This window comes from Janthinobacterium sp. 75 (assembly GCF_004365495.1).
GTDB lineage: Bacteria > Pseudomonadota > Gammaproteobacteria > Burkholderiales > Burkholderiaceae_D > Janthinobacterium.
In genome coordinates this window covers 4,149,720-4,173,589 of record NZ_SORD01000001.1, presented here as the reverse complement: position 1 = coordinate 4,173,589, position 23,870 = coordinate 4,149,720, and the positions used below count along the sequence as shown (strand labels likewise).

Sequence of the window (23,870 nt, the reverse complement as noted above, 5' to 3'; positions counted from 1 at the left end):
ATGAAAATCAGAGCGCAAATCGGCATGGTGCTGAACCTGGACAAGTGCATCGGCTGCCACACCTGTTCCGTCACCTGCAAGAACGTATGGACCAGCCGCGACGGCGTCGAGTACGCATGGTTCAACAACGTTGAAACCAAGCCCGGCATCGGCTATCCGAAGCAGTGGGAAAACCAGGACAAATGGAATGGCGGCTGGCGCCGCACGGACGCAGGCAAGATCGAGCCGCGCCAGGGCAGCCGTCTGAAGATCCTGGCGAATATCTTCGCCAACCCGAACCTGCCGGCCATCGACGAGTACTACGAGCCGTTCACCTACGACTACGAGCACCTGCAAAGCGCACCGCTGTCGCAGACGCCGCCGACGGCCCGTCCGATCTCCGTGCTGACGGGGAAAAAGATGGAAAAAATCGAGTGGGGTCCGAATTGGGAAGATGACCTGGGTGGTGAATTTGCCCAGCGTAGCAAGGACAAGCTGTTCGACAACATGCAGAAGGAGATGTACGGCACCTTCGAAAACACCTTCATGATGTATTTGCCGCGCCTGTGCGAGCATTGTCTCAACCCGACGTGCGTGGCGTCCTGCCCTTCCGGCTCTGTGTACAAGCGCGAAGACGACGGCATCGTGCTGATCGACCAGGACAAGTGCCGCGGCTGGCGCATGTGCATCTCCGGTTGCCCGTACAAGAAGATTTACTACAATTGGTCGTCAGGCAAGGCGGAGAAGTGCACCTTCTGCTTCCCCCGCATCGAGGCAGGCCAACCTACCGTGTGCTCGGAAACGTGCGTGGGCCGCATCCGCTACCTGGGCGTGCTGCTGTACGACGCCGACAAGATCGAAGCTGCCGCCTCCGTGCCGCAGGAGCAGGACTTGTACCAGGCGCAGCTGGACCTGTTCCTCGATCCGCACGACCCGGCCATCATCGCCGAGGCGCGCCGCCAGGGCATTCCTGACCTTTGGCTGGAAGCGGCCGTCAAGTCGCCCGTCTACAAGATGGCCGTCGAGTGGAAAGTGGCGTTCCCGCTGCATCCCGAGTACCGTACCTTGCCGATGGTGTGGTACGTGCCGCCCCTTTCGCCGATCCAGGCGGCTGCCGAATCGGGCAAGCTGGGCGTGAATGGCGTGCTGCCGGACACGCAAAGCCTGCGCATTCCCGTGCAATACCTGGCCAATTTGCTGACGGCGGGCGACCAGCCGCCCATCATCTCGGCGCTGGACCGCATGCTGGCCATGCGCGCCTATATGCGCAGCAAAACCGTCGAGAAGGTGGAGAACATGACGGTATTGAAACAGGTGGGCCTGACCAAGGCGCAGGTGGAGGACATGTACCACATCATGGCCATCGCCAATTACGAAGACCGCTTCGTCATTCCCAGCAGCCACAAGGAAATGGCGGAAGACAGCTTCAACGAGAAGGGTTCGTGCGGCTTCAGCTTCGGCAATGGCTGCTCGGACGGCAGCAGCGAACCGACCTTGTTCGGCAAGAAAAAACATGGTTCGGCCATCTTCATGCAGATGCCGAAGTCGCGCAAAACGGCGCCAGGCGCTTAAGGAATCGATATGACACACGCTATGAATCACTATCAAATCCTCTCGCGCCTGCTGCTGTATCCCGAGCCCGAGCTGATCTCGCACCTGCCGCAGCTGGACGCGGCGCTGGCCGCCATGCCGGAACAGCACGCCTTGCTGCGGCCCTTGCTGTCGCACCTGGAAAGCAGCAGCCTGATCGACCTGCAGCAGCAGTACGTGGCCACGTTTGACCGCAATCCATCGCACTCGCTGCACCTGTTCGAGCATATCCACGGCGAATCGCGCGACCGGGGCCAGGCCATGGTTGACCTGATGGAGGAATACAAGCGCCATGGCTTGCAGATGACGGGGGACGATCTGCCCGACTTCGTGCCCTTGTTCCTGGAATTCCTGGCGCAGCTCGACGCGGCGGCATCGGCGCCGCTGCTGGGCGACGCCGTCCACGTACTGGCGCATATCGGCCGCAAGCTGACGGCCAACGGCAGTCCATATGCGCCCGTCTTCACGGTGCTCGAACGACTGAGCCCCGTGGCAGCCGAAATGCTGGCCGAACCGCCCATCCGCGACATGGATGAAGCGCTGGAAACCTTCGGTCCTGGTGCGGATGGCGTCGAGCCATTGCTGCGCCCAGGTCAGGGCCAGGTCGCAGGCGGCGTCCATCCCGTGCATTTTCACCCGCAGCCGCGGCGCGCAGCTTGAAGCGCGCCCGCATGAGGAGAGTACATCATGAATAATTATCTGCATCAATTTGTGTATGGCATCTATCCATACATCGCGCTGGCCATCTTTTTCCTTGGCAGCCTGATCCGTTTCGACCGCGAGCAATACACGTGGAAGTCCGACTCCAGCCAGCTGCTGCACCGTGGCAGTCTGCGCCTGGGCAATATCCTGTTCCACATCGGCATCATCGGCCTGCTGTTCGGCCATGCGGCCGGCTTGCTTACCCCCGTCTGGGTGTGGGATACCCTGGGCGTGACGCACAGCCTGAAGCAGGGCGTGGCCATGGCGGCAGGCGGCATCATGGGCGGACTGTGCCTTGCCGGCCTGCTGATCCTGCTGGTGCGCCGCTTTTCCAATGACCGGCTGCGCGCCGTCACCACGGCTGGCGACAAGCTGGTGATGGTGTGGATTTTGCTGACCTTGCTGCTGGGCCTGTCGTCGATCTTTGTCTCGGCTTCGCACATGGATGGTCACATGATGGTCTTGCTGATGAATTGGGCGCAGCACATCGTCACCTTCCGCGGCGATGCGGCCAGCTTCATCTTTGACGCGCCGCTGGTCTTCAAGCTGCATCTGTTCATGGGCATGTCCCTGTTCGTCATCTTCCCGTTCACCCGTCTGGTGCACGTGTGGAGCGGCTTTGGCGCAGTTGCCTATTTGGGCCGCGCCTATCAACTGGTGCGCCGCCGCTAAGAAAGGAGTCAGTCATGGGAATCTCCGTCAATGGCATCGATATCGACGATGCCGACATCGCGCAGGAACTGCCGCATCACGACCGTGCCGGCAATCCGCTGAAACAGGCTGTGCATGAACTGGTGCTGCGCCGGATGCTGCAAGACGAGGCCGAGCGCCTCGAGGTGCCGGGCGACAGTATCGACGACCGCATCGAGGCGCTGTTCGAGCAGGAAGTGCGCGTACCGCCCGCCGACGATGCGGCTTGCCGCACCTTTTATGCGCAGCGTCCGCAGCTGTTCCGCAGCGGCGCGCTGGTCGAGGCGCGCCACATCCTGTTCCAGGTGACGCCGGAAGCGCCACTGGAGCTGCTGCGCGCGACGGCACAAGCCGTGCTCGATGCCCTGAAACAGGCACCGGAACGCTTCGCCGAACTGGCAGCGCAGTATTCGAATTGCCCGTCAGGCGCGCTGGGGGGCAACCTGGGCCAGCTCTCACCGGGGCAGAGCGTGCCGGAATTCGACGCGCTGCTGTTCCGCCTGGAGGCGGGTGCGCTGGCCGGGCACTTGCTGGAAACGCGTTTCGGTTACCACATCGTGGAGGTGCAGCGCCGGGTCGAAGGCCAGGCTATCGCCTACGAGGCGGTGCAGGCACAGATCGCCGACCGCCTGTCGCGCGCCGCGTGGCAGCGCGCCGTGCACCAGTATCTGCACATGCTGGTGGCGCGCGCCGAGATCTCGGGCATTGAACTGGAAGGTGCAAGCGTCGAAGGCACCGCCAGCCCGCTGGTTCAGTAGGCTGAAATGCCTAGGCCGGAAGGCGTAGGCCGCTAGGCCTTATGGGGCACAGCCAGATCGTGCCCCAGCCTTTACAATCAAGGAAGAAACAGGAGTAGCGTCATGGGTAGCGTCAAGTTGCAGGACCGTTTTGGCCGTTCGATCGATTATGTGCGGCTGTCCGTTACCGACCGCTGTGATTTGCGTTGCAGTTATTGCATGCCCAAGGGCTTTCGCGGCTTCGAAGAGCCGAAGGACTGGCTGACGTTCGACGAGATCGAGCGCTTGCTGGGCATCTTTGTGCGCCTGGGCACGCGCCGCGTGCGCCTGACGGGCGGCGAGCCGCTGTTGCGGCGCGACCTGCCCGAACTGGCGCAGAAGCTGTCCGCGCTGCCCGGTTTGCAGGATTTGTCGCTGTCGACGAACGCTACCCAATTGGGCAAGCATGCCGTGGCACTGCGCGCGGCGGGCGTGGACCGCATCAATGTCAGCCTGGACTCTTTGGACCGCGCCTGCATGCAGCAGATCACGGGACGTGACAGCCTGCAGCCTATTTTGGACGGCCTGATGGCGGGCAAGGCGGCCGGTTTCGACCCGATCAAGATCAATATGGTGGCCATGCGCGGCATCAATGACGGCCAGATCGAGGCCATGGCGGCCTTCTGCATCGAGCAGCAGTTCATCCTGCGGCTGATCGAAGCCATGCCCATGGGCAGTACGGGCCGCAATGCCAGCTACATGCCGCTGGGGCCCGTGCGCGAGCGCCTGGCGTCCCGCTTTGGCCTGGTGCCGCAGGCGATGGAGCTCGGTGGCGGGCCGGCGCGCTACATGGCGACACCCGATGGACGCTCGAGCATCGGCTTCATCACGCCCATGTCGCAGCATTTCTGCGCCAGCTGCAACCGCGTGCGCCTGTCCGTCGATGGTACCCTGTATCTGTGCCTGGGCCAGGAAGAAAAATTCGCCTTTGGCCCCATGCTGCGTGGCGGGGCCACGGATGCGGAGATCGAAGCGGCAATCCGCGCCGCCATCGAACTGAAGCCGCAGCAGCATGATTTCAATACGCAGCCGGACAAGATCGTGCGCTTCATGGCGCAGACGGGCGGCTGAGTGGAGGTGTCACTGCCGGGGGTCAGACCCGCCGGGTCTGACCCCGGATCTTGGCCTGTGGGTGGAGTGATGTCGCTGACTTGACTGCATAAGGGCCACAAACAGGCATTTATTAGGGGTAGTATGAAAATCAAGGCGATGTTTTCCTCCTGGCAGAAGCTGTCGACCAAGATCGTCGGCGCGCTGCTGCTCATGCTGGTGCTGGCCTTGAGTGCCATCGGCTGTACCCTGTTCCTGTCGTGGCAGCTCGAAGGCAGCTCGGCCGCCATCAACGAGACGGGCCGATTGCGCATGCAGACTTACCGTCTGACCCTGCTGCTTGCCAGCGACGCCGATGAGCAGGCACGCCAGCAAGTGCTGCTGATCGACGAGACCCTGGCCAAGATCGGCCACGGCGACCCGCAGCGCCCCTTGTTTCTCCCCCCCAGCACGGCCATCAAGTCGGAATTCGAGCGCATCAGCGCCGCGTGGCGCGGCGCCTTGCGCCCGGCCGCACTGGCTGCCGCTTCCGCCGCGCGCGCGCGCCAGTTCGAGCACGACGCCGATACCTTTGTCGGCCAGGTCGACCAGCTGGTGCGCCTGATCGAGCATGATAGCGAACAGCGCACCTTCTGGCTGCGCGCCTCGCAGCTGATCCTGGTGGGCATGGCCGTCATCGGCACGGTCAGCATGATTTACCTGATGTTCATGCTCATCATCGAGCCTGTGACGCGGCTGCGCCTGGGCATGCAACGCATGAAGGAACGCGATTTCAGCGTGCGCCTGGCCGTCGAAAGCAATGACGAATTCGGCCAGCTGGCCAGTGGCTTCAACCAGATGGCCGACCGCCTGCAGGCCCTCTACGGCAACCTGGAAGAGGGCGTGCGCAGCAAGACAGCTACCCTGGAGTACCGCAACCGCGAATTGGCCCTGCTGTATGAAAGCTCAGCTTTCCTGCAGCGCCCCCAGCCCCTGGAAGATCTTTGCGGGGGCTTCATGCAGCGCATCGTCGATTATTTCGAGGCGGACGGCTCCACCGTGCGCGTGCTCGATGCGGAGCGGGGCAACCTGCACATGGTGGTGCACCACGGCCTGTCCGAGGAACTGGTGGCGTCCGAGCATTGCCTGAAAGTGGGCGACTGCCTGTGCGGCACGGCCGTCGAGATGAAGGTGGCGAAGGTGCATGACATGCGCCGTATCGACAAGGCGCATGAGCTGCGCTGCCACCGCGAGGGCTTTGCCACCGTCTCCGTCTTTCAACTCCACGCGCACGAACAGCACCTGGGCTTCTTCAACCTGCATTTCCGCCATGCGCGCGTGTTTTCCGCGCGCGAGCTGGCTTTGCTGGAAACCCTGGGCCAGTTGCTGGGTATCGCCCTGGAAAACATGCGCCTGGCCGCGCGCGAGCGCGAGATGGCCATTTCCGAAGAGCGCAACCTGGTAGCGCAGGGGCTGCACGACAGCATCGCGCAAAGCCTCAATTTCCTCAACCTGCAAGTGCAGATGCTCGACGATTCCGTGCGCAATGCGCGCTTCGATGAAGTGGCAGGCATCGTGCCGGCCCTGCATGCGGGCGTGAAGGAAAGCTATGAAGACGTGCGCGAACTGCTGGCCAACTTCCGCAGCCGCCTGATGGAGGATGATCTGATCGGCTCCCTGCGCGCGGCAATCGATAAATTCCGCCGCCAGACGGGCATCGAGGCCGAGCTGCTGGCCGATGTCGACGGCGCGCCATTCCCCCGGGAACAGCAATTGCAGTTACTATTCATCGTGCAGGAAGCGCTGTCGAACATCCGCAAGCACGCCCAGGCCAGCCATGTCGAGGTGCGCCTCGCCGATCACCAGGACTTTACGCTGACGATCAGCGACAACGGTGTCGGCTTCGATGCTTGCGCCTTGCTGGAAAAGGGCGACAGCCATGTCGGCATCCATATCATGCGCGAGCGCGCACAGCGCATCGAAGCGACGTTCGACGTGCACGCCTGTCCCGGTGGCGGCACGACCGTCGAACTGCATCTGTCGCGCGAGCAGCGCCGCGCCGCCTAAGCCACTATCTGAAAGTACAAAAAAAATGGAGATTCCCGATAAACCGATCACCGTCATGCTGGTGGACGACCACGCGCTGTTCCGCAGCGGCATACGCTCGTTGCTGCAGCGGCATACCGAATTTTCCGTGGTGGGCGAGGCGGCCGATGGCGTGGAAGGCATCAAGCGCGCCATCCAGCTGCAGCCCGACGTAGTCCTGCTGGACCTGAACATGGCCGGCATGTCGGGCGTCGAAGCGCTGCAGCTGATGCAGCATGACTGTCCCGACACGGCCATCGTCATGCTGACCGTGTCCGAAGATGCCGAGGACCTGGCGACAGCCCTGCGCGCGGGCGCCTGCGGTTATCTGATCAAGAATATCGACGCCGAGTACCTGGTGCGCGCCATCCGCCGCGCGGCCGCCGGCGAAGTCGTCATCGCCGAAGCCATGACGGGCAAACTGGTGGCGCAGCTCCAGGCGGGCACGCGGCGCGAGGAACCCGTGTCGGAACTCGACAAGCTCACGCCGCGCGAAAAGGAAATCATCGACTGCCTGTCACGCGGCGAGAGCAACAAGGGCATCGCGCGCACCCTTGACCTGGCCGAAAGCACGGTCAAGATCCACGTGCAGAACGTGCTGAAAAAACTCAATCTCACCAGCAGGGTGCAGGCCGCCGTGTATGCGGTCGAGCACCGCCAGGGCAAGTAGCCCGGTAAATGGGGTCGGACCCGCCGGGTCGGACCCCATGCCCACTTCCATCTATTTCGCTAGTTCTTTTTGCCGATAGCCGTCTTTGTGCTTTTAAAGTAGTATATTGAATATATCTTTAAAAACGAGTCCATCATGGCCATCACCCCGATCAGCGAACCTACCCCATCCTCTACGACAGCCGGCGCCGCGCCCTGGCATGCCCGCCATGCCGTCTGGCAGCTGGGTTTTAGACCGTTCTATCTGCTGGCGGCCGTGTTTGCGGCCCTCAGTATTCCGCTGTGGCTGGCCAGCTATGCCGGCTTGTTGACGGGCAGCCTGCAAGTGGGCCTGGGCTGGCACATGCATGAAATGGTGTTCGGCTTCGCGCTGGCCGTCGTCGTGGGTTTTTTGTACACGGCGGGCCGCAACTGGACGGGCTTGCCCACGCCGCATGGTGCCCAGCTGATGGCGCTGCTTGGCCTGTGGTTGGCGGGGCGCATCGCCATGCTGTGCGGGCCCGGGCTGGTGGCGGCGCTGGTCGATTGGCTGTTCCTGCCGCTGGCCGCCTGGCCCCTGTATCAGGTACTGCGCCGCTCCGGCAATACGCGCAATCTGTTTCTGGTGGGGCTGCTGGCCTTGCTGGCGTTGGCCAATGGCCTGTTCCACGCGGCCGTGCTGGGCTGGCTGACGCTATCCGTATTCCTACCCGTGCAGGCGGCCATCTTCCTCATCGTGCTGATCGAATCGGTGATCGGCGCGCGCGTCATTCCCATGTTTACCCGCAATGGAGCGCCTGGCAGTTCGCCCGTGGCCAGTCCGAAGCGTGCGCTGGTGGCCGTGGCCTGCATGGCGGCGGCGGCCATCGCGTGGCTGGCCGGCGCGCCAGCCTGGCTGACGGCGCCGCTAGCCCTGGCGGCAAGCGGCGTGTCGCTGGCCAATCTGCTGGCCTGGCAGCCGCATCGCACCGTGCGCGTGCCCTTGCTGTGGATTTTGCACCTGTCGTATGCGTGGATAGGCGTGGGCTTTGCGCTGCTGGCGCTGGCCAGCCTGGGGCTGCTGCCAGCCAGCGCCGTATTTCACGCGCTGACGGTGGGCTCGATGGCGGGATTGATCATCGGCATGATGACGCGCACCACGCTGGGCCACACGGGCCGCCCTTTGACGGGCGGCCGTGCAGAAGCGGCGATGTACTGGCTGATCCAACTCGGCGCGCTGGCACGCCTGCTGGCCGCCGTCGGTCCAGCAGCACTGGTCATGCCACTGCTGCTGGCTGCCGGCACGTGCTGGTCGCTGGCCTTTGGCGCGTATGTGTGCGTGTATGCACCCTATCTGTGGCGTGCCAGGGTGGACGGGCGCGAAGGGTAGGCGGCTGTCAGAAAGGGCGCCAGGCCATCAGTTTCCTGATTTCCGGCGACCAGTAAGACAGCGATTCGCCCACGACGAATAGCAGCAGGCCCAGCATCAAGGCTCTCAGCAGCACATCCCTGCACCAGATCATAGCGTCCCCCGAATTTTCATATTGGCAAGTTTACCATTGGTATGCGCTGGCAGGTTGAGTTTATGGCGCTGACCCTGCTCATTGCAGGCACAGCTTGCCTGGTTCATTGCACTACTCCTGCCCCCACGGCTGGCTGGCTGGGTGGCGGTGTTTGCGCCGTGAAGGCAGCGACGGCATCGATGGCGCGCGCCAGGGCCTGTTCCAGTGTGTCGAGCGCGGCCGACGCATCGTCGCCGGCATGCAGCAACTGCTCTGCTTGCTGTGCAGCGTGCAGGGTGGCGGGCAGGGCCAGGCTGCCAGCCTCGCCCGCCAGCTTGTGCGCGAGCGCGGCGGCATCGTCGCGCGCGTTGGCCGCCAACAGTTCGCGCATGGCGCCCACCGCGTTGCGGTAGTTGCGGCCAAAGCGCGACAGATGCTGGCGGTAGGGCGCCTCATCGGGCCACTGCGCCATGCCTTGCGCCAGGTCGATCACGGATGCCGCGCCGCATGGCGGCACGGGCATCGTCGCTTCGGCCACGACCGGGGCCAGGGCTGGCAGACCTTGCGCATGGCGGCGATGCGCGCGCGCGATCAGGGCGATGGTCTGCGGCACGTCGAATGGTTTGCTGATGAAATGATTCACGCCCGCTTCGAGTGCCGCCGTGCGCTGTGCCTGGAACGCCCCGGCCGTCAGCGCCACCACGGGCAAGTCTTGAAACTGCGGCAGCTGGCGCAACGCGCGCGTCGCCTGCAATCCATCCATGACGGGCATCTGCACATCCATCAGCACGATGTCGACGTCGGCGGGATGGGCCAGCAGCCAGTCCAGCGCCTGCCTGCCATCGCAAGCGAACGATGGCACTGCCCCCTGGTCGCACAGGATATGGTTGACCACATCGCGGTTGATTTCGCTGTCGTCGACCACCAGCACCCGCACGCCGGCAAGCACGCGTCCTTCCAGTGTATCCGGGCTGGCATCCACGCCGGCCGCCCGGGTGCGCTGCTGGCGCGCTTCCATCGTCGCGTTGTACAGGCTGGAAGCCGTCACCGGCTCGTTGAGGACGGCGTCGGCAGGATCGGCCGGGTCACTATGGCGCCGCGCCGGCCGCGTGGCTGGCACGTCGCTGGCCGCCAGGATGATGACGGGGCAGTCCTGCGGTGGCAGGTGTTCGCGCAGCGCGCGCGCCGTGGCTTCGCCGTCCAGCTCGGGCATGCGCGCGGCCAGCAGGACGACGCCGGGCCGCGCGCCCTCGGCGCAGGCGAGCGCATAGTCGAGGGCCGCCCGCCCGCCGGACACGGCATGCACGCTCCAGCCCAGGCCGCGCGCCACGGCGGCAACGGCATCGCGCGTGTCGGCATTGGCATCGGCCAGCAAGGCATGCAGGGCTTTCATGTCCGGCGAGGACAGGGCGCCGGCGGGCAGTAGTTGCAGCGGCACCGTGAAACTGAAGTCGCTGCCCTGGCCCAGGCCGCTTTCCAGGCGCAGCGAGCCGCCCATCAGGCTGACCAGCTGGCGGCAGATGGTCAGGCCCAGGCCCGTGCCGCCGAAGCGGCGCGTGGTGGATGTGTCTGCCTGGGCGAAGGCGGAAAAGATTGTCTCCTGCACCTCGGGGGCGACGCCGATGCCCGTGTCGCGCACGCTGAAACGCAGTACGGCGGCGTCGCCGTCGCGGCGCTCCAGTGTGGTCAACAGCTCCACCGTGCCTTGCGGCGTGAACTTGATGGCATTGCTGGTCAGGTTGACCAGCACCTGCTCCAGCCGCAGCGCGTCGCCCAGCACCTGGTCTACGCCATCGGGCAGCGGCCCGATACGCACGGCGATGGGTTTGTCATGGGCGGCAACGTCCATGCTGGCGGCGATCTTCTCGATCACCTCGGCCAGGCGGAACGGCGCCTGTTCGATGGTCATGTGGCCCGCCTCGATTTTAGACACGTCGAGCACGTCGTTGATGATGCCCAGCAAAGATTGGCCGGCGGCGCGGATTTTGCGCGTCATATCGAGTCCTTCCCCGTCTAGCCTGCCACGTTCCAGCAGCCATGCCATGCCGAGGATGGCGTTCAGCGGCGAGCGGATTTCATGGCTCATGTTGGCGAGGAATTCCGCCTTGCTGCGGTTGGCCGCTTCGGCCGCATCGCGCGCCAGCAGCATGGCCTCTTCGGCCTGCTTTTGCGCGGAAATATCCTGCGCAAAGATCAAGGTGGCCGGTCCATCCTTGAGCATCACGCGCGTGGTGGTCTTGAACACGGGCACGGAAAGGCCCTGCTTGCCCAGGCCGATGGCTTCGAATACCTGTTCGCTGGGCGAGTCCGCCTCGATCAACGCCTCGTTGGTAGCCAGTGCCGCCTGCGATTGTGCGGAAATCATGGCGGACCAGGGCAGGCCGTTCAAATCGTCTTCAAACGAGTAGCCATGCAGCCTGCGGTAGCGGGGATTCGAGTAGATGAAGCGTCCGTGGCGCAGGATGGCGATGGCCACGGGCGCATCTTCGATCAGCGTGCGAAAGCGCGTTTCGCTGTCGGATATGGCTTGCATGGCCTGGCGCTCCGTTTGCTGTTTCGCATGCCATGCCGCCTGCTGCCGGCGCCGCCGCTGGCTCCAGAACAGCAGGCTGGCCGCGGCCAGCGCCAGCACGGCAAAACAGAGGGTGTAGGCCAGCGCCTGCCGCCGCAATGGGGCGGCGATGGCCGCTTCGTCGCGGCTCAGGCCAATGATGATGGCGCGGTCCATGTGCAGCGCGGGAGGCGCGATGGTCGCCATGGCCATGATGCGGGGTGCCGCCACGCTGGCGCCGGCGATCACGACGCCGCTCAGCACGCCAGCCTCATAGCCGCTGTCGCGGAAGCGCCGCAGGAAGCTGCCGGGGACATCCATATTGCCGCCATCAGCAGTCCTGGCGGGATAGTTCAGGAATTGCCGGCCGTCGCCATGCAGCAGCACGGCCCAGACATCGGGGGCATACATGGCGGTGCGGAACTTGGCCGTGAAGTATTCGGGATCGAGGGTAGCCACCACCACGCCGGCAAATCGGCCCTGCTTGTCCTGCACCATGCGCGACGCCGTGATGACCAGGTCGCGCTTGAAAGACAGGAAGGGGGCCGAGATGTACAGCATGCGCGCATCAGGGGCGTCGCGCGCCGTCTGGTAGTAGCCGCGGCGCGAAAAATCCTGGTCGGCCAGTTCCGGGATATTGGTGGCGATAGGCTTGCCCTTCGCATCGATGACCAGCATGGTGCGCACGCCCGGCATGGCGTCGACCACTGCGGCCAGGCGCCGGGGCAGGGCTTGCGCGGAATCCGTTGCGCCGGCGGCAAGATAGTCGCGGATCACGCCGTCGAGCACCAGGTTGGTCGCTGCCAGGTCGACTTCAATATTTTTTGCCAGCAGTGCCGTCAGCACGCTGAGCCGTTCACGCTCGGCCGCGTCGTGCCGCGCCGCTTCGGCCAGATGCGCGTAGGCAAGGGCAGCCGCCACGAGGAGCAGCCCGAGGAGTAAGAAAAGCCATTCGATCCATCGTCTGCGTACCGCCGCCGCATCTGTGTGGTAGGTCATGGGACGATGCTATACCCGATATGCACGGAGGACAACGTTTGCGTACGACTACGCATGCGATAGTGTGGTCAATTTGCCGCCCGCCGCCATCGCGCCGGCAGTGCCGCCGAGCGGCAGCCGCAGGCGGAAGGCGGCGCCGTGGCCCGGCGCGGATGCCACGCCGATGCTGCCGCCCATCAAGGTGGCGAGCTGGCGCGCGATGGCCAGCCCCATGCCGGCGCCACCATGGGCGCGGCTCGGCGAGTCGTCCGCCTGCGAGAATTTGTCGAAAATGGTGGCTTGCTGTGTCTGCGCGATGCCGATGCCCGTATCGCGCACCTCGATTTGCAGGTCCGCGCCATTGCGCATGACGTGGACATCGACCCGCCCAGCGGACGTGTAGCGGATGGCATTGTCGAGCAGTATATCAAGCACGCGCACCAGGCGGACGCGGTCGCAATCGATGCTGAGCGGCGTTGCGGGCGCGACGTGCGAGGCCAGCAGCAGGCCCTTGTGCGCTGCGCGCTGCCGGTGCGGCGCCAGCGCCAGCGCCAGCAGCTGGTCCAGCGGCACGGCGCCAGACTCCAGCCGCACCTGGTCGTTTTCGAGCGCGCTCAGTTCCATCGCGGCCTCGACCATGCCAAGCAGCTGGCGGCCGCTGTTCTGTATCGTTTGCGCGTAGGCGGCCTGTTCCGGCTCGTGCAGCTGCTCCAGCAGCAGCTCGGAGAAACCCAGGATGGCATTGAGGGGCGTGCGCAATTCATGCGACATGTTCGACAGGAAGCGCGACTTGGCCTCACTGGCGGCGATGGCCCTGGCGCGGCTGCCGATGAGGCGGCCGATCAGCAGCACCAGCGCAGCCCAGGAAAGCACGATCAGCGCGCTCGTGACGGCGGCCATCTGCAAGGCCTGGTTGCGGCGCGACACGTAGTCTGCCAGCACCGTGTCGTGGTCCAGTCCGACCAGCATGTAGAGCGGGTAGTTGGCCAGTTTTTCGAAGGCGTAAATGCGCAGGGTGCCGTCGACGGGACTGCGCTCGGTGAAGCTGCCCCGCGTGTTACCTTGCATCAAGCCAAATACCTTGCTGCCGCTGACATCCTGGCCGATGGTGTTGTCGGCGCCGACCCGGCGCGCGCGCACCACGCCATCGCTGCCGACGAGCGTGATGGAACTGTTCGCGCCCAGGTCGACTTCGTCATACAGGCGCGTAAAGTAATACGGATCCATCGAGACCACCACCACGCCCTTGAAGTGGCCATCGGCATGGTTGATGCGGCGCGTCATCTGGATCGACCATTTTTTCGACACGCGGCCCAGCACCGGCTTGCTGATATACAGTTCGCCGCTGTCGCCTTGCATGTGTACCCGGATGTGTTCCCGGTCGGCCAGGTTGGTCGGTTTGAAGGGGCGGCTCGACAGTACTGTGTCGCCACGTTCGTCGACGATGGTAAACAGGTTATACAGGGGGCCGGGATTGAGGCCTTGCTGCAGGTCTGCCACGATGTCGAGTTGCTTGCCCAACGCCTGGTAGCGGCTGCGCAGGTAGGTGACCGCCTGGTCCGCCGCCTCGATCGTGCGGATCGCGTGTTCGTCGAAGACGCGCGCCATGCTGCGCGCATCGCGTCCGGCATCGGTGATGGCGGCATCGTGCGCGCGCTGCAATTGCAGCAAGGTGATGCTCCACAACCCTGCCAGCAGGACCGCCATGAAGAGCGACAGCAGGGTGCGCGTATCGCAGCGCTCCCAGGCCATGGCTTTCCAGTATCTGTACTCCCGCATGCTGCCTCCGCAAGGTCTGCCGTTCGCCTGGGTACCCGGCGTCACCGGCGCGTTGATTTGTCAATTATAGCGAATATAATTGATTTCATCAAATAAAACGATTTTTATGTGTAGGTGTTGTTTTCAGCGCAGGCCCGCGCGGCTAGCGCATTGCCGCCTGGCGCGTCAGCCAGTGCTCCACCGTCGCGCGCAACTGGGCGGCGGTAAAGGGCTTGGAGAGATAGTCGTCCATGCCGGCCGCCACGCAGCGCTGCCGGTCGTCCTCGGTAACGCCGGCCGTCAGGGCGATGACGGGCAGGCGTGCCGCGCCGCTGGCCGTTTCGCGGGCGCGCAAGGCCTGGCAAGCCTGGTAGCCATCCATGACGGGCATCATGCAATCCATCAGGACCAGGTCGTACTGCTGTCCGGCCAGCGCTTCCAGGCCCAGTGCGCCGTTTTCCGCCGTGTCGATGCTGTAGCCGCGGCCGGCCAGCTGCAGGCATACCAGCTGGCGGTTCAGCGCCGTATCCTCGACCAGCAGGATGCGTGCGACCGGCACGGATGCCGATGCGGGTGTGGCTGCGGGTAGTGGCGCAGGACCCGGCTCCGGCATGGAAGCGGCCGGTGTCTGGGCCGCCTGGCAGGGAATGCGCACGGTGAAGCGGGAGCCGGCGCCGGGCTCGCTGCTGCAGAAAATTTCGCCGCCCAGCAACGCCACCAGGTGCTTGCAGATGCTCAGACCCAGTCCCGTGCCGCCATAGGCGCCGCTGATGCTGTCGTCGGCCTGGCAAAACGGCTCGAAGATGCGGCTCAGCTGCTGCCCGGTCATGCCGATGCCCTGGTCGTTGACGCTGGCGACGAGGCAGGGGCCGGCGCCGTCCGGCGTGGCCGGTTCCAGGTGCAGGCGCACGGTCACGCTGCCGGAGGGCGTAAACTTGATGGCGTTGCTGAGCAGGTTGCCGAGGATTTGCGCGATGCGCGTGCGGTCCGAGCACACCAACTGCGGCACGCTGTTGCCGATTTCGCTGGCAAGTTGCAGCTTCTTCCTGTCGGCTTGCGGGCGGTGCAGCGCCAGCACGTCATCAAGCAGCAGGCGCGGGTCGAAGTCGCGCAGTTCGATGCTCATCTGGCCTGCTTCCACCTTGGACAGGTCGAGGATGTCATTCAGGATGCGCATCAGGTGCTGCACGCCATCGCCGATGCGGTGCGCATATTGCTGCTGCGAGGCGTCGAGTTCGGTTTCCCGCAGCAGTTCGCCCATGCCGGCGATACCGGCCATCGGCGTGCGGATCTCGTGGCTCATGATGGCCAGGAAGCGCGACTTGGCCGCATTCGCCGCGTCCGCGCGCGCCTGCAGTGCCAGCGCCATGGCCGCGTCGCGTTCCTGGCGCCGCAGCAGGGCCATGATCAGCGCAATAGCCAGGGCCAGCACGAGCAGGCTGATGACCGCGGCGCCGCCCATGGTGCGCAGCATGCGCCGCCAGGCCGCCAGGTAGACGTCGTCGCTAATGGTCACGTTGATGGCCAGCGGATAGTCGCGCACCAGCCGTACGCCGGCCAGGCGGTCGACCGTGCGCCCCTGCTCGGCCGTGCGCGGCGAGTCCACCTGCAGCACGCCATCGGTCTTGCCCTGTTCCAGCAGGCGGTAGGTGCTGCCCGTCAGGTTGCGCTTGCCCATCATCGCGGGTACGGCTGGCCATCGCGCCAGCAGCGTGTAGTCGCTGCGATACAGGGAAAAGGCCGTGTGCTCGCCGATGCTGGCGTTCTGGAAGAACTTGCTGAAGAAATCGCACGACAGGCCCACCAGCACCACGCCCAGGAAGCGGCCGTCGGGGCTGCTGATGCGCCGGCTGATATAGAAGGTCCAGGCGCCATTGCCCTTGTTTTGCACGGGTGCGCTGACATGCATGCCGCCGTCCGGGTGGCGCCGGTGATATTCGAAGTAATCGCGCTCGTCGAGGCGGATGGGCGGCGCGGGATACGCGCGGCTGAAGGCCAGTACGCTGGCATCGCTGCCGACGATGGATACGACGTCCACTTGCGGTACGCCGCCGATCTTGTGCAGCAGCATCTGGTGCATGGCCGGGGTGCCGACGGCGGCCGCCAGCGCGTGCGCGTCTGCGGGGGCGGCGGCCTGGATGTCGCTGCTGACGCCGTCGAGCACCAGGCGGGCCGCCGTCATGCTTTGCGCCGTGTTTTCCGCCAGCAGCAGCGACAGGTTGGACAGATCCTGCTTCCAGTCATCGACAGCTTCGCGGTGCAGCAGTACGCCGGAAACGACGATGCGCAGCGCCAGCAGGCACACCAGCACCAGGCCCACTACGGCTGCCGTGCTGCGCGGGCGATAGCGGTGCGCCAGGCGCAAGACGGCCTGGCGTGGGTTCATGCCTGCGCGCCCGTGTACTCGCGCATGCTGCGGCGCACCTCCTGCTCCACTGCGCCGACCAGTGCTGCCGTTTCCGCCAGCCAGCCGGCTGCCGCCACGCCCTGGTGGCGCACCAGCTGTTCCAGTTCCGCCAGGCGCGCTACCAGCGCGCTGGCGCCCAGCAGGGCCACGGTGCCGCGCAAGGTATGGCAGCTATGCACGATGGCTTGCGCCGCACCGCCCCGTACGGCCTGTTCCACGCGCGCGAACATGGCCGGTGAAGTGTCGAGGTAGGTCTGGGACAGGGCGCGGAACATCTCCAGGTCATGGCCGGTGGCCTGGAACAGCACGGCTGGATCGATGTGGCTATAGGCTTGCATGGCGGCTCCGTGGCGAGGGAAAAACGGTGGCGGGCTAGGCGGCCAGGCTGTTGCGCCGCGCATGGCCGGCGCAGCAGGCGCGCAGATAGCCACGCAGCTCGTCGTAATTGACGGGTTTGGCAAAGAACACCACGCCGGGCGGCACGCCACCGCGTTCTTCCAGTTCCTCCGGCGTCAGGCTCGACAGCATGGCGATATGCATGTCCGCCAGCAGCGGGTCGGCCAGGATGGTACGGATGACCTCGTAGCCATCGATGCCTTCCATGACGATGTCGGCCAGCAGGATGTCGGGCTGGTCGCGGGCGATTTCCATCAGCGCCTGGTAGCCGTTCTCGCAAAAGCGCAGGCTTGCCTGCAAGCCCCATGAACCGATCTGCTTTTCATACAGCGCGCGTTCGATCGGATTGTCTTCGATCACCAGGATGGACGGCGGGCGGCCCGATGGTGCGGGGCGGCTGGCGCGTGCCGTGCGCTGATCCTGGCCTTGCTGGCCCGGGTTGCCCTTGTAGGCCTCGACGGCCGCGAGGGGAATGCGGCGGTGGCCGCCCTTGGTCTTCCAGGCTTCGATAACGCCGGCCTCGACCAATTGCTGCACCGATGTGACCGAAATGCCGAGGATTTCGGCGGCCTTTTGGGTAGTGCATACGTCTGCAGTGTGCATGATGGACTTTATGGTCGAGGATGAGGATGAATGGAATGATACGCAATCACGCTCAAAAAATCAATTTCAACAAATTAGATGAATTCACTAAAAACCTGCCGCGCGGCGGGCCCGATTCTGATGCGCGTGCGGCAAAGGGCAATATGGGCGTGCGGTTCGAGGATCTCGCGCCATTCGCTCCACTCCGCGTTGCTGTGGCGCAGCAGGGTTTCCATGTGGTCCACATCCAGCCCCAGTACTTGCGCTGCGGCCGTGGCCGGCCCCCGCGGTCCCTGGCCATTGCGCAGTATCAGGTCGGCGAAACTGCTGGCCAGTTTCAGCAGCCAGGCCAGGTCTGTCATGCGTCCGGCCTGCCCGAAACCGGGTGGCGCGGCATGGCAGCGCACGGCGTCGCACAGGATGTCCGGCATGCCCCAGCCCCGCATGAGGCTAGCTGATAGCGCCAGTTGATGGTGGCCGAAACGCCGCGATTCCTCGCGCAGCAGCAGCGCCCTGGCAGTGCTCCCGTGCTGGTCCAGCAGTTGATCATACGCTTGCGGATGCAGCACAGCCAGGGCCAGTTGGCCGGTATTGGCCAGCAAGCCGCAAGTGTACAGCTCTTTGGGCGGCGCCAATTTCAGCGCATCGCCCGCCACGCGGGCAGCGCAGGCCATGGCCTGCGAATGCGACCAGTAACGCTGTTCGTCGAAGTGCGCACACGTGGCCGCTGGCAGGGCCGGGATGGCGAACGCCTGTCGCAGGGCGGGCAGGCCGATGGCTTCCAGCATCGCGGCGTCGACTGCCGCATGCTTGTGCCCGCCCTGTGGCTCGGCCCCATTCGCCAGGCCGATGATCTTGCCGGTCAGGGCCGGATCGCAGCCCAGTTGTTCTGCCATTTCATCGAACGGTACCTGCTGCTGGCATAGCGTCGCCAGCCAGTGGCGCCGCCAGGCGGGCGAGGGCAGGATGGCGCCGCCGAGCAGGCGCGCCAGGTCGATGTGCGCGCTCATGGCCGGCTCTCTACGCCGTCGCGATCATCGGCCAATACCGCGCCCGTTTGCAGAGCGGTGACCGCTTGAGACAGGGCATCGAGCGCCATCAGCAGTTCCGCGTGCAGGTGGCGCAGCGCGCCGATGTCGTTGGAAAAGCCCGCATGCACGGCCTTGCGCGCCAGTGCCTGCAAGGGAAGCAGGCCCATGGCCTGGCTGCTGTCGAGAATTTCCTGCGCCAGTACGCGTGCCGGGGCGGGGCGTTCGCAGCGCAGCGCATGGGCGATGCCGGCCAGGCGGTCGCGCGTCTCGGCCACGAAGAGGGCCAGAATTTCACCCTGCAGGCGCCGGTCGTGGCCAAACATGGCGTCCAGGCGGGCCAGCTCGAACGGCGGCCTGTCCAGTGCCTCTGGCTCTGGCGGCGGTGCCGTGTCTGCCGCCTTGGCCGGGTGGATAGCCTTGCGCATTTGCAGCTGCTGATGCAGATCGACAGCTGTCGCGTTGGCGGCAGGTGCACAGCCGGCCTGGCGCCAGCGGAGGCGGCGCCAGAGCAGGGCGGCCAGCAGCAGCATCAGGCCTGCCAGGGCCAGCGCCGGCCGCATCAGCGAGACGTCGTCGCAGCGAAGGAATGGTTGGGCGGCGAGGAAGGCGTTCATGGCAAGGCCTGCATGCAGTGAGAATGGTTGGAAACGGATGTCATGGCGATGCTCCAGGATGATCGATGCTGATGTGGCTGCGTGCTGGCTGGGTCAGAATTCTTCCCAGTCGCCGCCGGCACTGGTACTGGTCGTGCTGCGGGCATGGCCGGGGTCGCGCTGCGCGACCAGCTTGAGCCGCGCCACCTTGCGCGCTGCAGGCGGCTTGGCGGCTGGGGCTGGGCGCACCGGCGTGCTTTGTTGCGCCGTGTTGGCTTGACCATGCGCCAGCTTGAAGGCGCCGACCAGGTTGGCCAGGTTGCCTGCCTGCTCCTGCAGCGATTGCGATGCCGCCGCTGCTTCTTCGACCAGGGCTGCATTCTGCTGCGTGACTTCGTCCATCTGCGTGATGGCGCGGTTGATTTCGTCGATGCCCGTGCTTTGCTCGGCGCTGGCGGCCGAGATCTCGCTGACGATGTCGGTGACGCTGCGTACCGTGTCGACCACTTCCGTCATGGCCGCGCCGGCTTGCTGGACCAGCTTGCCACCTTGTTCCACCTGCTCCACGGAGTCGCTGATGAGTGCCTTGATTTCCTTGGCCGCCGCCGCCGAACGGTGCGCCAGGTTGCGCACTTCGGTGGCCACAACGGCAAAGCCGCGTCCTTGTTCCCCCGCCCGGGCCGCTTCCACGGCCGCATTCAGGGCCAGGATGTTGGTCTGGAAGGCGATGCCGTCGATGACGCTGATGATGTCGGCGATCTTGTTGGACGAGCTGTCGATCGCTTCCATGGTGCGGATGACGTCGCCCATCACCTCGCCGCCCCGCACCGCCTTGTCCGAGGCGCTGACGGCCATTTGCTTGGCCTGGCGGGCGTTGTCCGAGTTTTGCCGCACAGTAGCCGTCAGTTCTTCCATGGCCGAGGCGGTTTCTTCCAGCGAGCCGGCCTGTTGTTCCGTGCGTGCCGACAGGTCCAGGTTGCCTGCCGCGATCTCGCCCGAGGCCGTGTTGATGGTCTCCGTGCCGGAGCGCACTTCGGAGACGATGCGCACCAGGCTCTCGCTCATGTCGGCCATGGCGGTCATCAACTGACCTACCTCGTCGTTCGAGGCGGCGCTGATCTGCACGCTGAGATCGCCGCCTGCAATGGTGCGGGCAACACCGACGGCGCTGGCCAGCGAGGAGGCGATGCGCCGTGCCAGCATCAAGCCCATGCCGGCCACCAGCACCGTCACGGCCAGGGCCAGGACTATGGAAATCCAGCGCGCACTGGCAGCGGCAGCGGCGCCGTCGGCGGCGCCCTTGGTGGCCAGGCTTTCGTTGTAGTGGTGGTGGGCGGCGAGGGCGTCGACCAGTTCCTTAATGATGGGCTGGTTCTGCATCAGCAAGTCGCGTGCCGCGTCGAGCTCACCCGCCTTCGACAGCGCCAGTACCTTGTCGCGCACGCCATCGTAGCGCAGCAATACGGCACGGTCCGTGGCCAGCAGCGCTTTGTCTTGCTCGTCGGAAATATCCTCTTTTTCATATTTGTCGAGCGCCTGGCTGACTGCCGCGCGCGCTTCATTGATGCTCGCTTCCAGCTTGGCGCGCGCGGCGGCATCCTTGCTGGCCATATGTTGCCAGACGGCCGTGCGCATCTGTGTAAAGGGCACGAAAGCCTGGTTCAAGGTCAGCAGGCTGGGAACGGTGTTGACCGTGGCATAGCTGGCCGCTGTGTAGACGCGGTCCATTTCATAGATGCTGAAGCCCGTCAGCGCGGCGAGTCCGAGGACGACGGAGAGTATTAATGCATACAGGCGTTTTGCGATTGTCATGATGGGTGCCGCTCCACGTGAAGGTTGAAAATCGGGAAAATCGGTTGCAAAAGTTCATATTTTTCATTTTACGGGAAAAATTTGATTTATTCGAGAAATTTGTGATTTATTTGATTTGTTTTGTGTTTTTTTGAAGTCACAAGATGAAGGGCCTGCTGGCGGGGACGGATTGTGATGAAAAGCAACACCGCGCGGATATCGCTTTCTGGCGTGTGCCACGCTTGGCAAAATAGTGAAAAAATGGAACTCCTTGATTGCCATCAAATACGGTGCGCAGGCGCGTGCCGCCGACCGACTCTTGTAAAGGAGCATCATGACTGCCTCTGCCCGGCCTGGACCCTTGCTTATCCTCACCGCAGTCATCTTCATCTTGCTGGGCCTGGCGCTTGCCGGCGGCGGCGCCTGGCTCGTCAGCCTGGGCGGCTCCTGGTATTACGTCGTGGCCGGCATCGGCATGCTTGTCGCCGGTGCGCTGGTATGGCGAGGGCGGCGCAGCGCACAGCTGTGTCTCGCGCTGCTTTTGTTCGCCACCCTGATCTGGTCCGTGATCGAAGTGAAGTTCGACTGGTGGCAATTGCTGCCCCGCCTCGATATTTGGTTTGCCGCTGCCGTCTGGCTGCTGCTGCCCTTCATCGACCGCCGCCTCGATCCGCCATTGACGGCCGGGGCGAAACCGCGCGACGCCGGCAAGAGCGCCCTGGCCGCCGCCGTGCTGCTGACGGCCGCCGTGGGCGTGTTCTCGCTGTTCCAGGATTACACCACCTTGGACGGCGAAGTGCCGGCCGAGAACATGGCGGCCGCGCCGCAAGGCGATTTTGCGCCCGGTGTGGCGCCCAACGACTGGGCTGCGTATGGCCGCTCCGGCTATGGCGATCGCTACGCGCCGGCCGCGCAGATCACGCCGGCCAACGCCGCGCAACTGAAACAGGCGTGGGTGTACAACACGGGCGACTTCAAGGGGCCGAACGATCCGGGCGAGATCGCCAATGAAGTCACGCCCCTGAAAGTGAACGGCATGCTGTATCTGTGCACGCCGCACAACATCGTCATCGCGCTGGACCCCGACACGGGCAAGGAAATCTGGCGCCACGATCCGAAGATCAACCGCGACGCATCCAGCTACCAGCACATGATTTGCCGTGGCGTCGCCTATTGGGATGTCAAGGCTGGCCGCGCCAAGGATGATCCGGCGCCCGAAGCTGCCAGCATGGAATGTCCGCGCCGCATCTTTGCCCCCACCATGGATGCGACCCTGATTGCCGTCAATGCCGATACGGGAGTAGCGTGCAAAAGCTTTGGCGAAAACGGGGTGATTGGCCTGTACCACGGCATGGGCATGAAGAAGCGGGGCTTTTTGATGCCCACGTCGCCGCCGGCCGTGGCGCAAAACGTGGTGGTGATGGCTGCCAGCGTGACGGATAATTTTTCCACGGAAGAACCGTCAGGCGTGATCCGCGGCTACGATCCCGTTACCGGCAAGCTGATGTGGAACTGGGATGCTTCGAATCCGGACGACACGGCGCCGATTGCCGAGGGAAAAACCTACACGAACAATTCACCCAATTCCTGGGGCGTGTCCAGCGTGGATGAAAAACTGGGCATGGTGTATATCCCGATGGGTAATGAAACGCCGGATACCTGGGGCGGCAACCGCAATCCAAACGGAGAGAAATACAATAGCGCCATCGTCGCGCTCGATCTTGCCACCGGCAAGGTGCGCTGGGTCTACCAGACCGTGCACCACGATATCTGGGACATGGATATCGGCGGCCAGCCCACCCTGGTCGACATCGACACGCCGAAAGGCAAGGTCCCGTCCGTGGTCGCCACAACCAAGCGGGGCGACATCTATGTGATCGACCGCCGCGACGGCAGCCTGGTCGTGCCGGCGCCGGAAAAACCCGTGCCGACGAATAACCCCGCTCCGGGCGACCGTTTGTCACCCACGCAGCCATTCTCGGCCCTCACTTTCCTGCCCGAGAAAAACATCAGCGAAACGGATATGTGGGGCACGACGCCGTTCGACCAGCTGGCGTGCCGCATCATCTTCCGCCAGCACCGCTATGAAGGGCCGTTCACGCCGCAGACGGTGGCCGAAGGCAAGATCAAGGGCGCCATCATCTCGCCGGGTCCGCTGGGCATCTTCGAGTGGGGCGGGGCGGCCGTCGATCCCGTGCGTCAGTTGCTGTTGGTCAATCCCGACTACATGGGATTCCTGGAGCGCCTGGTGCCGCGCGCGCAAGCCAACGCGAAAGGCGGCACGGGCACGGAAATGGGCTTGCAGCCGCAGACGGGCGTGCCGTTTGCCGTGGAAATCAAGCCCTTCCTGTCGCCACTGGGCTTCCCATGCCAGGCGCCGCCGTGGGGCTATATCGCCGCCGTCGACCTGCGCACCATGAAAAAAGTGTGGATGCACAAGAACGGCACCACGCGCGACAGCGCGCCCGTGCCCATCGCCTTGCCGCTGGGCGTGCCCAGCCTGGGCGGCATGAGCACCACGGGCGGCGGCGTGGCCTTCCTCAGCAGCACGCTCGACTACTACATCCGCGGTTACGACGTGCGCAATGGCAAAACCGTCTGGAAAGCCCGCTTGCCGGCCGGCGGCCAGGCTACGCCGATGAGCTATGTCTCCGACAAGACGGGCAAGCAATATGTCGTCGTCATGGCTGGCGGCCACGGTTCGCTGGGCACCAAGATGGGCGATAGCCTGGTGGCGTTTGCCTTGCCGGATGAAGCGGTGAAGGAGGCGGGGAAAACGAAATAGAGCATGGACGGTGCGGCG

The 23,870-nt window shown here is 64.6% G+C and carries 18 protein-coding genes; 9 read left to right on the top strand and 9 right to left on the bottom strand.

Annotated features, from left to right (window positions below; translation table 11 throughout):
- The 8 genes from narH (at position 1) to C8C89_RS18975 (ending at position 8,868) form a co-directional block, all read left to right on the top strand.
- Positions 1 to 1,551, top strand: coding sequence for a nitrate reductase subunit beta (gene narH / locus C8C89_RS19010; protein WP_133991796.1), 1,551 nt, complete (start codon positions 1 to 3; stop codon positions 1,549 to 1,551).
- Positions 1,552 to 1,560: 9 nt separating this feature from the next.
- Positions 1,561 to 2,229: a nitrate reductase molybdenum cofactor assembly chaperone gene (narJ, locus tag C8C89_RS19005; RefSeq protein WP_243858104.1), complete on the top strand. Its 669-nt coding sequence runs from the start codon at positions 1,561 to 1,563 to the stop codon at positions 2,227 to 2,229.
- A gap of 27 nt (positions 2,230 to 2,256) precedes the next feature.
- Entirely contained in the window at positions 2,257 to 2,943 is a 687-nt protein-coding gene (gene narI / locus C8C89_RS19000; RefSeq protein ID WP_133991793.1) for a respiratory nitrate reductase subunit gamma, read from the top strand.
- Positions 2,944 to 2,957: 14 nt separating this feature from the next.
- Positions 2,958 to 3,719 (top strand): peptidylprolyl isomerase, encoded by a 762-nt coding sequence (locus tag C8C89_RS18995; RefSeq protein ID WP_133991790.1) that lies wholly within the window; start codon positions 2,958 to 2,960, stop codon positions 3,717 to 3,719.
- A 102-nt stretch (positions 3,720 to 3,821) separates the two neighbouring features.
- Positions 3,822 to 4,808 (top strand): GTP 3',8-cyclase MoaA, encoded by a 987-nt coding sequence (gene moaA / locus C8C89_RS18990; protein ID WP_133991787.1) that lies wholly within the window; start codon positions 3,822 to 3,824, stop codon positions 4,806 to 4,808.
- A gap of 123 nt (positions 4,809 to 4,931) precedes the next feature.
- The gene (locus C8C89_RS18985) at positions 4,932 to 6,833 is read left to right on the top strand and encodes a type IV pili methyl-accepting chemotaxis transducer N-terminal domain-containing protein (protein WP_101481103.1); all 1,902 of its coding nucleotides are present in this window, start codon (positions 4,932 to 4,934) and stop codon (positions 6,831 to 6,833) included.
- A gap of 25 nt (positions 6,834 to 6,858) precedes the next feature.
- A complete protein-coding gene (locus C8C89_RS18980; RefSeq protein WP_208327729.1) occupies positions 6,859 to 7,521 on the top strand; it encodes a response regulator in 663 nt (220 codons plus the stop codon).
- Between the two features lie 135 nt (positions 7,522 to 7,656).
- The gene (locus C8C89_RS18975) at positions 7,657 to 8,868 is read left to right on the top strand and encodes an NnrS family protein (RefSeq protein ID WP_133991784.1); all 1,212 of its coding nucleotides are present in this window, start codon (positions 7,657 to 7,659) and stop codon (positions 8,866 to 8,868) included.
- Between the two features lie 236 nt (positions 8,869 to 9,104).
- Here the strand turns inward: C8C89_RS18975 and C8C89_RS18970 are convergent, their stop codons facing one another.
- The 9 genes from C8C89_RS18970 to C8C89_RS18930 form a co-directional block, all read right to left on the bottom strand.
- Positions 9,105 to 12,452, bottom strand: a complete 3,348-nt coding sequence (locus C8C89_RS18970) for a response regulator (RefSeq protein WP_166674800.1) — start codon at positions 12,450 to 12,452, stop codon at positions 9,105 to 9,107.
- A gap of 126 nt (positions 12,453 to 12,578) precedes the next feature.
- Complete coding sequence (locus C8C89_RS18965; RefSeq protein ID WP_243858102.1) at positions 12,579 to 14,288, bottom strand: ATP-binding protein; 1,710 nt, start codon at positions 14,286 to 14,288, stop codon at positions 12,579 to 12,581.
- A 142-nt stretch (positions 14,289 to 14,430) separates the two neighbouring features.
- Positions 14,431 to 16,653 (bottom strand): hybrid sensor histidine kinase/response regulator, encoded by a 2,223-nt coding sequence (locus tag C8C89_RS18960; RefSeq protein WP_133991778.1) that lies wholly within the window; start codon positions 16,651 to 16,653, stop codon positions 14,431 to 14,433.
- A complete protein-coding gene (locus C8C89_RS18955; RefSeq protein WP_166674799.1) occupies positions 16,650 to 17,012 on the bottom strand; it encodes an Hpt domain-containing protein in 363 nt (120 codons plus the stop codon). The genes C8C89_RS18960 and C8C89_RS18955 overlap by 4 nt, the downstream gene beginning before the upstream one ends.
- A 34-nt stretch (positions 17,013 to 17,046) precedes the next feature.
- Complete coding sequence (locus C8C89_RS18950) at positions 17,047 to 17,673, bottom strand: response regulator (RefSeq protein ID WP_101481109.1); 627 nt, start codon at positions 17,671 to 17,673, stop codon at positions 17,047 to 17,049.
- A gap of 74 nt (positions 17,674 to 17,747) precedes the next feature.
- The gene (locus tag C8C89_RS18945; RefSeq protein WP_133991772.1) at positions 17,748 to 18,662 is read right to left on the bottom strand and encodes an HDOD domain-containing protein; all 915 of its coding nucleotides are present in this window, start codon (positions 18,660 to 18,662) and stop codon (positions 17,748 to 17,750) included.
- Entirely contained in the window at positions 18,659 to 19,297 is a 639-nt protein-coding gene (locus C8C89_RS18940) for a hypothetical protein (RefSeq protein ID WP_133991769.1), read from the bottom strand. Before C8C89_RS18940 ends, C8C89_RS18945 begins: the two co-directional genes overlap by 4 nt.
- A gap of 93 nt (positions 19,298 to 19,390) precedes the next feature.
- Positions 19,391 to 21,088 (bottom strand): methyl-accepting chemotaxis protein, encoded by a 1,698-nt coding sequence (locus tag C8C89_RS18935; RefSeq protein WP_133991766.1) that lies wholly within the window; start codon positions 21,086 to 21,088, stop codon positions 19,391 to 19,393.
- A gap of 63 nt (positions 21,089 to 21,151) precedes the next feature.
- Positions 21,152 to 21,403, bottom strand: coding sequence for a hypothetical protein (locus C8C89_RS18930; protein WP_133991763.1), 252 nt, complete (start codon positions 21,401 to 21,403; stop codon positions 21,152 to 21,154).
- On the opposite strand from C8C89_RS18930, the gene C8C89_RS18925 reads away from it, so the two are divergent.
- Positions 21,402 to 23,852: a membrane-bound PQQ-dependent dehydrogenase, glucose/quinate/shikimate family gene (locus tag C8C89_RS18925; RefSeq protein WP_133991760.1), complete on the top strand. Its 2,451-nt coding sequence runs from the start codon at positions 21,402 to 21,404 to the stop codon at positions 23,850 to 23,852. The genes C8C89_RS18930 and C8C89_RS18925 overlap by 2 nt on opposite strands.
- The last annotated feature ends 18 nt before the right edge of the window (positions 23,853 to 23,870 follow it).